11 protein-coding genes, 1 pseudogene and 1 other annotated feature are annotated in these 13473 nt (G+C 45.2%); of the genes and pseudogenes, 3 read left to right on the top strand and 9 right to left on the bottom strand.

Annotated elements, in window-relative coordinates:
- Positions 1-35 precede the first annotated feature (35 nt).
- Positions 36-923: a deoxyribonuclease IV gene (nfo, locus tag AND4_RS15910; protein ID WP_009843999.1), complete on the bottom strand. Its 888-nt coding sequence runs from the start codon at positions 921-923 to the stop codon at positions 36-38.
- A 325-nt stretch (positions 924-1248) separates the two neighbouring features.
- Here nfo and grcA point away from each other — a divergent pair, with 325 nt between their 5' ends.
- Entirely contained in the window at positions 1249-1626 is a 378-nt protein-coding gene (grcA, locus tag AND4_RS15905) for an autonomous glycyl radical cofactor GrcA (RefSeq protein ID WP_009843998.1), read from the top strand.
- Positions 1627-1707: 81 nt separating this feature from the next.
- Here the strand turns inward: grcA and thrC are convergent, their stop codons facing one another.
- From thrC to thrA, 3 genes are read right to left on the bottom strand one after another with little or no spacing between them, the layout of a single operon-like run.
- Positions 1708-2988 carry a threonine synthase gene (thrC, locus tag AND4_RS15900; protein WP_009843997.1) on the bottom strand — a complete coding sequence of 427 codons (1281 nt, stop codon included), beginning with the start codon at positions 2986-2988 and terminating at the stop codon, positions 1708-1710.
- Positions 2985-3941 (bottom strand): homoserine kinase, encoded by a 957-nt coding sequence (gene thrB, locus AND4_RS15895; RefSeq protein ID WP_043991778.1) that lies wholly within the window; start codon positions 3939-3941, stop codon positions 2985-2987. Before thrB ends, thrC begins: the two co-directional genes overlap by 4 nt.
- Before the next feature lie 20 nt (positions 3942-3961).
- Entirely contained in the window at positions 3962-6421 is a 2460-nt protein-coding gene (thrA, locus tag AND4_RS15890) for a bifunctional aspartate kinase/homoserine dehydrogenase I (protein ID WP_009843995.1), read from the bottom strand.
- A 51-nt stretch (positions 6422-6472) separates the two neighbouring features.
- Positions 6473-6592 (bottom strand) — a sequence feature (Thr leader region).
- Positions 6593-7049: 457 nt separating this feature from the next.
- Between thrA and AND4_RS15885 the strand changes: the two genes are divergently transcribed.
- Positions 7050-7520 (top strand): hypothetical protein, encoded by a 471-nt coding sequence (locus AND4_RS15885; RefSeq protein WP_009843994.1) that lies wholly within the window; start codon positions 7050-7052, stop codon positions 7518-7520.
- On the opposite strand, the gene AND4_RS15880 is transcribed toward AND4_RS15885, so the two are convergent.
- Both AND4_RS15880 and AND4_RS20460 read right to left on the bottom strand, forming a co-directional pair.
- The gene (locus tag AND4_RS15880; protein WP_043991781.1) at positions 7517-7999 is read right to left on the bottom strand and encodes a putative 4-hydroxy-4-methyl-2-oxoglutarate aldolase; all 483 of its coding nucleotides are present in this window, start codon (positions 7997-7999) and stop codon (positions 7517-7519) included. The genes AND4_RS15885 and AND4_RS15880 overlap by 4 nt on opposite strands.
- A gap of 57 nt (positions 8000-8056) precedes the next feature.
- Positions 8057-8461, bottom strand: a pseudogene (locus AND4_RS20460) (DUF3293 domain-containing protein); the annotation flags it as partial.
- A gap of 359 nt (positions 8462-8820) precedes the next feature.
- On the opposite strand from AND4_RS20460, the gene arcA reads away from it, so the two are divergent.
- Positions 8821-9537, top strand: a complete 717-nt coding sequence (arcA, locus tag AND4_RS15875; protein WP_009843992.1) for a two-component system response regulator ArcA — start codon at positions 8821-8823, stop codon at positions 9535-9537.
- Positions 9538-9622: 85 nt separating this feature from the next.
- Here the strand turns inward: arcA and AND4_RS15870 are convergent, their stop codons facing one another.
- The 3 genes from AND4_RS15870 to AND4_RS15860 form a co-directional block, all read right to left on the bottom strand.
- Positions 9623-10078, bottom strand: a complete 456-nt coding sequence (locus tag AND4_RS15870; protein ID WP_009843991.1) for a hypothetical protein — start codon at positions 10076-10078, stop codon at positions 9623-9625.
- A complete protein-coding gene (gene arcB, locus AND4_RS15865; RefSeq protein WP_009843990.1) occupies positions 10075-12441 on the bottom strand; it encodes an aerobic respiration two-component sensor histidine kinase ArcB in 2367 nt (788 codons plus the stop codon). The genes AND4_RS15870 and arcB overlap by 4 nt, the downstream gene beginning before the upstream one ends.
- A gap of 214 nt (positions 12442-12655) precedes the next feature.
- Positions 12656-13473 (bottom strand): diguanylate cyclase (locus tag AND4_RS15860; protein WP_009843989.1); only part of this gene is annotated, 818 nt, incomplete at its 5' end.

Genomic DNA, 13473 nt, shown 5'->3' with positions numbered 1-13473 from the left:
ATCGATGCGCAGACCAGGCAAGGTATGCTGTTGAGCTACGAGGTAGCCATTGCATCAATATGAAACCTACGCAACGCATTGATTTCTTGTGGCCAAATATCAGGATCTATGGTTTCTAAAATCAAGGGAATACTATCGAAACGTGGGTCTTTGGCTATGTACTCAAAGCAGCTCCAACCTATCTCGCCTTTGCCGAGTGAATGATGGCGATCAACCCGGCTAGCGAATGCTACTTTTGAATCATTGAGATGCATTGCCCTTAAATAATGCATGCCAACGATACGATCAAACTCAGCAAAGGTACGCTCACAATCCTCTTCAGTGCGCAGATCGTAACCGGCAGTAAAGGTGTGGCAAGTGTCGAGACATACGCCAACGCGCTCTTTGTCTTCAACTTGAGCAATGATTTCGGCAAGATGCTCAAACTTCCAACCTAAGTTTGTGCCTTGACCCGCCGTGTTCTCAATCACAGCAATCACATTGGGCACCGCTTTGTGCGCAAGATTGATCGACTCGGCGATCGTCGCTAAGCACTCTTGTTCCGAAACTTTCTTTAGATGACTACCAGGATGGAAATTCAGCAACGTTAACCCAAGTTGATGACAACGCCCCATCTCATCAACAAATGCTGCGCGAGATTTATTCAGTTTTTCCTCTTCCGGGGCGCCTAAGTTAATCAGATAAGAGTCATGTGGAAGAATATGCTCTGCGCCAAACCCCAGCATTTTGCAGTTTGCTTTGAATGCGCTAATTGTTTTCTCTTCAAGTGGTTTTGCAACCCACTGACGTTGGTTCTTAGTAAACAGAGCAAACGCATTCGCACCGATTTCGCGAGCACGGAGTGGCGCTTGATCTACCCCTCCAGCCGCCGAAACATGAGCACCAATGAATTTGTTTCCGTACGCGTTTTTTAAGTTTGTCATTTAATCACTTTAGACTTTCAGTATGGCTCACTAAATACAGTCAGTTACGTCAGTAAGATAAAGTTTCCAGCTTACTTTGAAGTTAATTTACTACAAAATACATACCAACATATTTTCTACTTTATGAAAAAGCAGTATCAATATTTTGTTTTTGAGGATTTTATTGATTTCAAGCAATAAAATCACCTTTATAAAAACAAGGTTTTTGGTTGTTTTTTGACTTAAATCAATACTGGGGCAATGGATATTGGCTATATAATACCTAACTCGACAAACTCGAAAATTAACACCAATAATCACCACGTAAGTGGTCTAGGAGATAGTGATGATCCAAGGTATCCAAATTACTAAAGCAGCAAACGACGAACTACTAAACTCAATCTGGCTACTCGATAGCGAGAAAAGTGAAGCTCGTTGTGTTGCCGCAACCTCCACTTACCAAGCTGACCAAGTTATCGCAATCAGTGACCTAGGTGAATACGAAAGCCGTGAAGTAGCCATTGAGACCGCTCCTCGTATCGAAGGCGGCCAACACCTAAACGTGAACGTGCTTAAACGTGAAACTCTAGAAGATGCAGTGGCACATCCAGAAAACTATCCACAGCTCACTATCCGCGTTTCTGGTTATGCAGTACGATTCAACTCGTTAACTCCGGAACAGCAACGTGACGTAATCGCTCGTACTTTTACAGAGTCTCTATAATCACTCAGTAAACGAGCAAGTTAGAATTTAAAAAGGCGAATGACCACTCATTCGCCTTTTTGTTGTGACTATTTTAGGTGCTTACTGCACGCGGCGCAGAACTTGTTTCAATGCATCAAAGTCAGCATCCAGATCTTCCGACAACAGATCCATTGCAGCGTGCTTCGCTAGTGGCGCTGGAAGGTCGATATCGGTTTGCAGAATATCATCCACCACTTCTTTAAACTTCGCTGGATGCGCAGTGCACAGGAACAGACCAGTTTCACCCTGTTGCAATTGCTCTTCAAGAACACGGTAAGCAATCGCCCCATGCGGTTCGCACAGGTAGCCAAGTGCGTATAGATCTTTTACTGATTCGGCACTTTGCGAATCGGATACCGCACCTTTACCAAGTGTTTCTAAGCCCCACTCTTTCACTCGGCATAACTCTTCGATGCGAGGCCAATTGTTCGGTTGACTCACATCCATTGCATTCGATGTCGTTGCAACCGTTGGTTTCGGCTGCCACTGACCCGTTTCTAGGTAACGTGGCACAGTGTCATTAGCATTCGTTGCCGCGATGAAACGTTTAATAGGCAAGCCCAGTGCTTTTGCCAGTAGACCTGCGGTAAGGTTACCGAAATTACCACTTGGTACGGATACCACAAGGTTTTCACGCTCTTGCTTGCTCATTTGCGCAGCGGCTTCAAAGTAGTAACAGATTTGCGCCATCAAACGGCTAATGTTGATTGAGTTTGCAGAGTTCAGGCCAATCTCTTCACGCAATGCAGAGTCATCAAAAGCTTGCTTAACCAGAGCCTGGCACGCATCGAAGTCGCCATCGATAGCTACCGTATGGATGTTATTACCAAGTGTACAGAAAAGCTTTTCTTGCAGTGGGCTGATCTTGCCTTTCGGGTAAAGAATCACAACATTGATGTCTTCCATACCGTAGAAAGCGTGCGCAACAGCTGCACCAGTATCGCCAGAAGTTGCTGTCAGAATGGTGATCTTACCGCCATCCGAAACGGCTGCAAGAGATTGCGCCATAAAGCGGCCACCAAAGTCTTTAAAAGCTAAAGTGGGGCCATGGAAAAGCTCCAATGCGTAAATACCGTCTTTGACTTGGTTGATTGGCGCAGGGAATTGGAATGCAGCGTCAACCAAGGCGTTAACTTGCTCTTCCGCCAGCTCATCACCAATCAGTGCTGATAAGATTTTCGTGCTACGAGAGACAAAGTCTTCTGCCAGTAGCGTATCAATGTCTGTAAATTTTGGTAATTCCGATGGGAAGAATAGACCTTGGTTACGGCCTAGCCCTTGGCGAACGGCTTGGCCAAAGGAAACTTGTTGATCATTTTCTTTTATATTGTAAAGCTTCATAGCTCACTTCCTGTTACTTTCGAACCCTGTTTATCTAGACGACAAACGTGAACGAATCCTTCTTCATTTTGTACGTAGTTCTGTTCTAACCAGCGAGCAACTCGCTCAGCGACAGCTTTCTCTTTGCAAATGCTAAATAGCGTCGGGCCACTGCCAGAAATACCGGTAGCCAATGCCCCCGCAGACGCCGCGTATTGACGAGCATTTGCGAAGCCTGGCAGCAGTTTCTCACGATACGGTTCTGCTATCACATCTTTGATCATTTTTGCAGCAAGTTCAGGCTGACCAGAATGACACGCATGAATAAAGCCTGCAAGGTGACGACCATGTGCAATGATATCTTGTCGGCGATACTGAGATGGAAGGATCTCACGCGCTTCGGCTGTGGACACTTTGATGCCAGGATACGCCATCACCCAGTACCAATCGTCAAAGCAGGGCACTTCTTGGCTTATGATACCTAATTCTTCAAGCATCAACTGCACACCACCAAGATAGCATGGTGCAACGTTATCGTAGTGGATACCACCAGAGATCTTACCTTCCATTTCTCCCATCAGCGCTAGCAACTCTGTCTGATTAAGTGGCTGACCATGGAACCGATTTAATGCATCTAACGCCGCAACAATAGAGCAGGCACTTGAGCCCAGACCAGAGCCAATTGGCATATTCTTTTCGAGCGTCATTTCCAGTGGTTTTAACTCGATGCCTTTTTTGTTTAGCTCACGAGCGAACACCACCCAACAATCATAAACGATGTTCTCTTTTGGCTCGGTTGGTAATTTCTCAACAAACTCACCCGCTGTCGTTAGTCTGAATGGTTCGGCCCCAGATTTAACCAATACTCGGTCACCCAATAGCGTGCCATCCACAGGGGAGACCGCTGCCCCCAGAACATCAAAGCCAACGCTGACGTTACCAATTGATGCTGGGGCATAAACCACGACATTCATCTTATTTGAACTCATTGTTGTTATATCCCCAACTTCCAACCTAACGTGCGCATCACATCCGAGAATACGCCCGCAGCCGTTACCTCTGTACCGGCACCATAACCACGTAATACCAGTGGAATCGGTTGGTAGTAGCGGCTGTAGAATGCCAATGCGTTTTCACCATCTTTGATCTTAAACATAGGGTCATTTTCATCGACTGCTGCAATGCTTACTGTGCATTGACCATCGACGATTTCCCCCACGTAGCGCAGTACTTTGCCCTCTTCCGCCGCTTTAGCCGACAGCGTTTTAAAGTATGCATCCGCTTCTGGTAAACGTGCCATAAACTCTTCAACGCTACCTGAGTCGTCAAAGCCTGGTGGTAAAGCTTGGTCAACCACAACGTCTTCTAGCTCTAGAGATATGCCAGCTTCACGAGCAAGGATCAGAAGCTTACGCGCCACATCCATTCCCGACAGATCATCACGAGGATCGGGTTCCGTAAAACCATTTTGTTTAGCGATCTTGGTCGCTTCACTTAGGCTCATGCCTTCATCTAACTTACCAAAGATGTAGGACAGAGACCCTGAAAGGATGCCACTAAATCGCTCTAGTTCATCACCCGCTGATATCAGGTTTTGCAGGTTTTCGATTACCGGTAGACCCGCACCTACGGTTGTTTCGTACATCAGCTTGCGACGAGAGCTTCGCGCTACGTCACGAAGCTGATGGTAGTAAGCCATGCTTGCCGTGTTTGCTTTCTTATTTGGTGTGACTACGTGGAAACCAGCGGCGAGGAAGTCTGCGTATTGGTTGGCGATATCCTCACTTGAAGTACAGTCAACCAACACTGGGTTGATGATATGGTTGCGTTGCACCAAAGAAGTCAGACGTGCAAGGCTAAACTCCTCTGTCGCTGCTGACATACGATCACGCCAATGCTCTAAAGGTAAACCCTCGCTATCGAGTAGGAGACCTCTGCTGTTAGCCAAGCCACAAACACGGATCTCGATGCCCTTTTCGGCAAGCTTTTCTTGTTGACGTTTAATCTGATCCACTAATTCGCCACCAACACCGCCAATGCCGACAACAAAAACGTCTAGAAAGTGCTTAGAATTAAATAAGTTCTCATGACACGCTTTGATTGCTTCAGATATTTTGTCTTCTGGAATCACTGCCGAGATAGCACGCTCAGAGGATCCCTGCGCGATGGCCACTATGTTCACGTTGACTTCAGCAAGAGATGAGAAAAAGCGAGACGCGACACCGCGAGAAGTACGCATACCATCGCCAACCAGAGTTACAATAGACACATCATCAATAAACTCAACTGGCTCAAGTAGACCGTCCTTTAACTCCAGTTCAAATGCATCTGCCAATACTTGTCGCGCTTTGACTTTATCTTGCGCTTCAATGCAGAAGCTAATGCTGTATTCAGAAGAAGATTGAGTGATCAATACGATAGAGACACCTGCTGATGACATTGCCCCAAACACACGGCTTGCCATACCGACCATCCCCTTCATACCCGGACCAGACACATTCACCATAGTCAGGTCATTTAGTGTCGTGATGCCCTTGATATCCAGGTTGTCTTCGCCAGTGTCTTGACCAATGAGCGTACCTGCGCCTTGTGGGTTAAAACTGTTTTTGATCAAACATGGAATATGGAACTGAGCAATAGGTGCGATGGTTTTGGGATGAAGAACAGAAGCACCAAAATAGGAAAGTTCCATCGCTTCTTGGTAGCTAAGTGACTTTAGCAAGCGTGCATCTTCGACTAAACGAGGGTCACAGTTATAAACGCCATCTACGTCTGTCCAGATTTCACAGCAATCTGCCCGCAGACACGCCGCAAGAACAGCCGCAGAGTAGTCAGAGCCATTCCGACCAAGGGTAACCAGTTCACCTTTCTCATTACCTGCGGTGAAGCCTGGCATGATGTTCACATGGCCTTGAGGTAGCGGATTCTGACGGAAGTTCTGAGTAGAGACCTCGACATCAACCATGGCCTCGAGGTGATCACCATTTGCATATAAATATTCAACTGGGTCAATAAGATGTGCGGGTTGACCTTTTGCCTCGAGAACTGCTTTCATCAATTGAATTGAAACGCGCTCGCCTTTACTAATGATGCGTGCGTTAACGTTATTCGGACACATACCAAGTAAGTTGATACCGTGAACGAATTGACGCAACTGAGAAAGTGACGTTTTTACTTGGTTATCAAACGCAGTGCCATCGATGTTTGGTAATACACACTGTATCGCTGCAAACAGTGCCTCAAACGAGGCTTCAAGCTCATCAATTTGCAGTTCGGCTTCACCATTGCGAAGCGCGCCTTCTATCACCGCTACCAGATTATTGGTTGTTTTGCCCGGTGCAGAAAGCACCACGGCAACTTCTTCTTGCTGTGCGTTGTTGGCGATGATATCTGCCGCTCGCAAAAAACGGTCTGCATCTGATAATGATGAGCCGCCAAACTTTAATACTCGCATCCCTTCCTCCGATGTATCTGCTTAAACCTTTGTAAGTTCTTTAAAAAATCATAAAAAAAGGCCTGTATCTTGTGGGATACAGGCCTTTTTCGTGAATTTATTTCGCTCAGCAGCCTGCCCCAACATTAAAAGTGTCGGTAATAATAATGGTCGTGGTCATTACTACTTGGCTGTGTGATGTCATGTCAATATTCAACGAAATTGTTTGTTTGCTTAACTCTACGTTTACCGAGTTTCGTAAACAGAGTCAACAAGAAATTGTTTATTTTCCGGTCTTGTAGCAATTTCTACTACTCAATATCATTGATACTAAAGGTGATCACAATAACTTTTCGAGGTGGGATCTTGAGATACTTTTTCTATCAGGGTGAGGAACACTAAAAAACATCGCCAGATCCTTGAACTGCTCTCTGTACTGAGCGCAAGATCAAAACATTGTTTCCCTACCACACCACCCAACACTTGATTAACAAACACTTAACCACGCTCGATACTCGTAGGTTCAAACAAAATAGAAAATAAATGAGCTGGATTTCATAATATATGCTTTACTTGATGGAAGCTTTTAGTTCGTACTAATCACTTTTAGCGCATACTAATAAAATATTTGATACAAGGAGTGGCCAGCATGAAAAAATGGATTTTTCTGTTACTGTTCGTTGTGTCTGGCATTTCTGTCGCTAGTGATCTCCCGCTTTTACCGGGCAAAACATCATCTTCACCACACAAGCTTTTTATCTCTAGTGAAAACCACCAAACCGACAATTTTGACGTCTGGAACATCGACGGCGGTTACGCCTATGAGCTATTTGACTCTGTCGACCTTTACGTAGGTGCTCGCGTAAACAATTCTCCGAACCAGAACCAGAGCGGCTTTTTGAGTGGTATCAGCTATCACCTAAACAACCGCGTAACGGTAAAAAGTACCGTCAGATCTTACAAAAATGAGACCGTTGAAGGCATTCGTGAAGAAGACACGAGCCTTGCTGCGGAGGTATCAAGTCGCGTAAAGATCACCGAAAATTTAGATCTCCACGCCACGCTGGATTATCAAGAATGGCAGCAAGGCTTTGAATTAGGCTTGGGCTTTCGCTTCTAAACTCGCAACGCCTCTTTCGATATCAATACCCCATTCCAATCCGCATAAACATAGTGCTTTGGCTGTACGATCTGATTTTGCATAGTCAATGTGACGTTCACTTCCCCCATGCCACGTTTCTCAGTTTTAAACGGACAGGCTCCCAATGCTTGAATACCGATATCCATCTGTGACATCTGCACCACATCACGAACCGCACCGTAAACAATGATGCCTTCCCATCCATTTTCGATACCAAGAATCGCCAATTGGTCACCAAGCAATGCTCGCTGACAGGACCCATGCCCATCGACAATCAATACTTTCCCAGTACCATCCTCCCTCAGTACTTCACGCACTTTTGAGTTATCGTGATAACAGCGCACAGTGACAATTTCGCCATGAAAAGCCGTACGTTGACCAAAGTTTTGTAATGGTAAGCACAGCTGAGTCACTTGGTCTTCATACTGGTCACAAATGTCTGGGGTTATGTCTCTCATGGTTCCTCCGTGAATTGTCTCACCCGAGCGGAGACTCAGATGAGTAATATCCTTCTTTACTAGTCGCGATTTTATCGACCCTAGCTTGTGCATCGTCTTAGGTTCGGAACAAGCGATTAAATAAAGTTCGTCATCGATAACGTAGTAAATCGCGTTTTGCTGGAACTGACGCCCCAGTTCGATCGCAGCTTGTGGGGGGAGCTCCGCTGCGTAACTTTCCTCAAACCAACTAAATAACGGGTCACCTACCGTGACAGGCACGTACTTTACGTGGTTTAATTGATTTTCGAGTTTATGATTGCTTGTGTCGTTCTTTTCTTTTGACTGCAAAACACTGCGAGGGTTCCAAGCAGTGATCACTGAATAACGGCTAACCTGCCATTCAGCATGAAAGTGGAAAAAAGGATTTGAATAAGCATTCCATAACGATACATCAATGTTCATATTACTTTTTTCAATCATAACTCTTAAATGTTCAACAATAGTTACGTTTCATCCATTGATGTAAATCAACAAACTGAATGGAATTAACATTTGAGCATTGTTAGCATGCTGTTAACAATATAGAATTCGCTCTATATCTTAGGGTGTTTACGTTTCATGCTCCGTAAGTCGTGGCATTGAAAGGTAAACAAGCCCTATAGAATGAACGTCGCCATTGGATTGTGGTGAATTGGCAAAATTCCAAGGAGGACGATAACTTAAAGAAGTGTTTTTTTGATCAACTTGTTTTATTATCAAAATCACATTACCTGTATGTTATATTTTTGCCTAGAATTTATTCTATTCGCATAATTTTGTCACAAATTTAGGTACCGCCAATGCAAACCCCGCAGATTCTTATCGTTGAAGATGAGCAAGTAACTCGTAACACTCTTAAGAGTATTTTTGAAGCAGAGGGATACGCTGTTTTTGAAGCCAGTGACGGTGAAGAGATGCACCAAGTGTTGTCTGAAAATTCAATCAACTTGGTTATTATGGACATTAATCTTCCGGGCAAGAATGGGCTCCTTCTAGCGCGTGAACTTCGCGAACAAGCGAACATCGCTTTGATGTTCTTAACTGGTCGTGACAATGAAGTTGACAAGATTTTGGGTCTTGAAATCGGTGCTGATGACTACATCACTAAGCCATTCAACCCACGAGAGTTGACTATCCGTGCTCGTAACCTGCTAAGCCGCTCGATGAGCACCAACGCAGTACAAGAAGAGAAACGCTCAGTAGAAAGATACGTGTTCAATAGTTGGGTTTTAGACATCAACAGTCGCTCTCTAGTGAGCCCTGCTGGTGATAGCTACAAACTTCCTCGTTCTGAGTTCCGTGCACTACTGCACTTCTGTGAGAACCCAGGTAAGATTCAAACTCGTGCAGATCTTCTCAAAAAGATGACTGGCCGTGAGCTCAAGCCACATGACCGTACTGTAGACGTAACAATCCGTCGTATTCGTAAGCACTTTGAATCCGTATCAGGTACACCAGAGATCATCGCGACAATTCACGGTGAAGGTTACCGCTTCTGTGGCGATTTAGAAGACTAATTTTCCGCAGGATAAAATTAAGGGTTTGCTCCATGAGCAAGCCCTTTTGTTATCTGTAACCGAGCAATAACCACAAGCCTTGTGATTAATACACTTTGTCGATCTTAATGCCTTTTTCCACTAACCAGACTTTCTTACCTGCATCATCCAACTGGAGTGCCAAATCGACCGTTCTCTCCATGTCAGCGTCGACTTGCCACACGAACGACACTTCCCACTGATTTTCACTGTGCGTACGCAGTTCCAATAAGTCACCATCGATTTTCCATTCAGAGCCGCCTTGTTTGATGATCAAAGCATCAACAGTCAAGTTAGCAGGCAGCTCTTTATCTGCTTTCAAATAAAGCGCTCCGTGCACATCCTGGCTTTGAACTTCACCAATAGTTGGCATTAGGTTCACCCATAAGTTGCTTTTAAGCTCAATGTTAACCTTGTTCATTGTAACTTGACTATTTTTCTGCCAATCGAGATGAGGAGTCGCACTGCAACCTCCCAAAAGTGTCATGACCAGAATCAGAGCTGTCAATGAAGATTTCTTCATGTTATTTCCTTCTGTTCCAACCAACTTTTCAATACTCGAATATCATTTTGGTACTCGTTTTTAATTTCTTCTACCCAATCCGATATATTCTCCCACCATGCTGGCATATCTGGAGACTGCGCTTTTTGAGCAACACTTTGAATGTGTTTAAGGCCAATCGAACCCGCTGCACCTTTGATTTTATGCGCTTCAGAGACAATCCCAGCTTGGTCTTTTGCTATCATATTTGAATCAAGCACTTCAATGTAATCCGGCATCATATCTTCAAACATCTTGATGCTATCGAAAACTGGCTTTACACCGACAATATCCACGTAGGACTCCAACATATCCAAATCAAGCAAATGGGTGTTAATAACAGGTGGCGGCAGCGGTGCAACATCCTCAGTCATCTTTGGTTTGGCGACCACTTCCTCTTGATTTACAATACGGCCGATACAAAACTTATCAATCACCGCTTGTAATGCCTGCACGGCAAGTGGCTTGCTGATGGCATCATCCAGACCATTATCTAGATACTCACGACGCTCTTTCATAACATTAGCCGTCAAAGCGACCAACGGCGGTAGATTATCGTAGTGCTCACGGTAGTACTTGGCGACATCAAACCCCGTCATGTCAGGCAACTGAATATCAAGCAGTGCCAAGTCATATTCTTCTGGCACAAAGTTCACTAGCGCCTCTTGACCTGTCATGGCAACGGTCACTTTGTGCCCCAAGCTCTCAAGCAGTGATTTGGCGACGGTGATGTTCAACTCAATATCTTCCACCATAAAGATGTTCAGACTCACCTTATCGCGTTTAGCATCGACAACAGGCTCTGCGAGTTCAACAATTGGTACGTGAATAGACACGGTGAAGGTACTGCCAAAGCCTTCCTCACTTGCCACGGTAATATCACCATCCATCATGTTGATCAGCTGCTTAGAAACCGCCAAACCAATACCTGTACCAACCGCATGCAGGTTATCTTTGCCAGATTTCACTTGATAGTACATCGCGAAGATTTTATCCAACTCTTCATCGGGAATACCGATGCCAGTATCTTCCACTTCCATAATAATAGTCGCAAAATCATCTTCTAAATCTGCGCTGACTGTCATTACAACACCACCTTCTTTGGTGAACTTCATGGCATTGCTAACCAAGTTCCAGATAACCTGACGTAAACGTGTCGCATCAACTTCAATCGCTTTTGGTAACGAACTTAAGCGCTCTAAATCAAAGCGCAGTCCTTTTTGCTCTGCCATCAGCGCTGAGATACTTTCAATTTCAGCGACGAAGTCTTCAAAGTTCAGCGGCGTAGGCAGTAATTCCAACTTACGGCGGTCGAATTTATCCATATCGATGATGTCATTGAAGATATTGCCAAGAGTAATGGCACTTACATTGATGGTCTGCATGTATTTGCGCTGCTCTTGCGTCAGTTGGCTATCGAGCAGCATGCGACTCAAACCAACAATGCCGTTTAATGGCGTACGCAGTTCATGGCTAATGGTCGAGATAAAAGTCGTTTTATCGCGGCTGGCTTTTTCTAATGACTCTTCGTGGCGCTTACGCTCTGTGATATCACGACCAAACCCCACCAGACCAAGGTGGCGGCCATCTTTGCTGTAGAACGGAACCTTACGCAGTTCAAAGTAATGTTTACGACCATCTGGGTATTCTAACCACTGCTCATAGGTAATCGCTTGGTTATCGGCAAAGACTTTTTGATCAGTATCGACAATATGTTTAGCCACCTCTTTGCTGTAGACATCCCAAGGGCTCAAGCCGACCAGCTGATGCTCTTTCCTGCCGGTCAGCACTTCCATTGCGCGGTTACAACCAGAAAAGACACCATCGGCGTTGCGGTAATAGATCAAATCCGGAGAGGCATCGATGAAAGACCGCAATAGCGCAGTGCGCTCGGCAAGCTCAAGTTGAGTGCGTTCACGTTGAAACACCTCATTCTCCAAATCTTGCATCGCCTCTTCACGCGCTTCTTCCGCTTTAATACGCTCTTCAATCTCTTGATTGAGTTTTTCGATGTTCTGATGTAATTGAGAGTTTAATTCTTGATCCCGGGAACGCATGTCTTTGAGCTTGGACACCAACTTAGTCAACCTTTGACGTGACTCTTCCAGTTGATCCACCACGACAGATAAGAAGTACACCGCCCAAGGGGTAATCAATAAACCAAAAAATACCGAACGGACAATATCAATGTCATCAACATTGCCTTTGAGCGCTAAGGTAATCCCCACTTGCACTACCACAGCCAATGCCACCAGCGCCAGTGCCAGCAGTATCGAGAAACGGACTATCCCCAGTCTAACCAATAGGTCAACGTAGTACTGGGCAAGATTTTTCATGGGCTTCATTCACTACTCCATGGAACAAGCTAGATATCGAACACTGATAAAGAAAAGCGAAACCGCCAAGCGGAGGAGCAACAACGATTTACATATTTGAAAGACACAAGAAAGAAGTCGCTAGGACTCATTAACACTTCATTCTTTATACTCGCAGTTTAACGTGTTTAATACGGTGATTTAAACTGCCAGCTCTCAACTTAGAGTCTGCGGTCACAAAGCGTTAGCAAGAACTTGGGTGAATATTAGTGCGATCACGACCATCCGCTTTCGCTTGATAAAGCGCAGTGTCTGCCATCGCAACGCCCATTTCTGGCGCATCACCATGACAAGGAACATGAGAGACCAAACCGATACTGACTGTCAGTCGATCTGATGTGTTGGACCCACGATGCTCAACCCCCAGTTCATGAATTTGTTGATGGACGCGCTGTGCGACTTTCAGTGCCCCCTCCGTCGTCGTATTCGGTAGAATAAAAGCGAATTCTTCACCACCGTAACGCGCCACACAGTCAGAAGATCGACTGACGACTCGTTGGAATACTGCCGCCACTTTTATTAAGGCTTCATCACCTTGCTGGTGGCCGTAGCAATCGTTGTAATCTTTAAAGAAATCGATGTCACACAGCATAATGCTCAGTGGTAAATTCTCCCGAATATGGTGATACCAGAGGGTATGCAGTTGCTCATCGAAACGACGACGGTTTGCAACTTGAGTCAACCCGTCTGAGAAACTCAGCTTCTCAAGTTCTAAGTTGGCTTGTTCTAATTTCTGTTCAGCAAGGTAACGCTCTGAAATATCACGCGCCATGATCAGCACACCATTGGTGCCTGAGGCTTTATCTTTGAACGGCGATTTCACCACATCAAACCATGTACAGTAACCATCGCTGCTGCTTACTTTATCTATGTATCTAATCGGCTGAGTTTGCTGCAAAGCCTTGATATCACTCGCAGCCAAACGGGTGTAGATCTCTTCAGGAATCACGTCCTGCAGCCGCTTACCGATCAAATCCCCCACCTCTGAAATGCCGAGAGCGT

The organism is Vibrio sp. AND4 (assembly GCF_000171815.1).
Lineage (GTDB): Bacteria > Pseudomonadota > Gammaproteobacteria > Enterobacterales > Vibrionaceae > Vibrio.
The sequence above is the reverse complement of the archived record's forward strand: the minus strand, read 5'-3'. Positions and strand labels throughout refer to the sequence as shown.

Bases quoted from the DNA above. Each gene is read 5' to 3' on its own strand.
- nfo (WP_009843999.1), bottom strand. From the start codon at position 923: ATGACAAACTTAAAAAACGCGTACGGAAACAAATTCATTGGTGCTCAT.
- grcA (WP_009843998.1), top strand. From the start codon at position 1,249: ATGATCCAAGGTATCCAAATTACTAAAGCAGCAAACGACGAACTACTA.
- thrC (WP_009843997.1), bottom strand. From the start codon at position 2,988: ATGAAGCTTTACAATATAAAAGAAAATGATCAACAAGTTTCCTTTGGC.
- thrB (WP_043991778.1), bottom strand. From the start codon at position 3,941: ATGAATGTCGTGGTTTATGCCCCAGCATCAATTGGTAACGTCAGCGTT.
- thrA (WP_009843995.1), bottom strand. From the start codon at position 6,421: ATGCGAGTATTAAAGTTTGGCGGCTCATCATTATCAGATGCAGACCGT.
- AND4_RS15885 (WP_009843994.1), top strand. From the start codon at position 7,050: ATGAAAAAATGGATTTTTCTGTTACTGTTCGTTGTGTCTGGCATTTCT.
- AND4_RS15880 (WP_043991781.1), bottom strand. From the start codon at position 7,999: ATGAGAGACATAACCCCAGACATTTGTGACCAGTATGAAGACCAAGTG.
- arcA (WP_009843992.1), top strand. From the start codon at position 8,821: ATGCAAACCCCGCAGATTCTTATCGTTGAAGATGAGCAAGTAACTCGT.
- AND4_RS15870 (WP_009843991.1), bottom strand. From the start codon at position 10,078: ATGAAGAAATCTTCATTGACAGCTCTGATTCTGGTCATGACACTTTTG.
- arcB (WP_009843990.1), bottom strand. From the start codon at position 12,441: ATGAAGCCCATGAAAAATCTTGCCCAGTACTACGTTGACCTATTGGTT.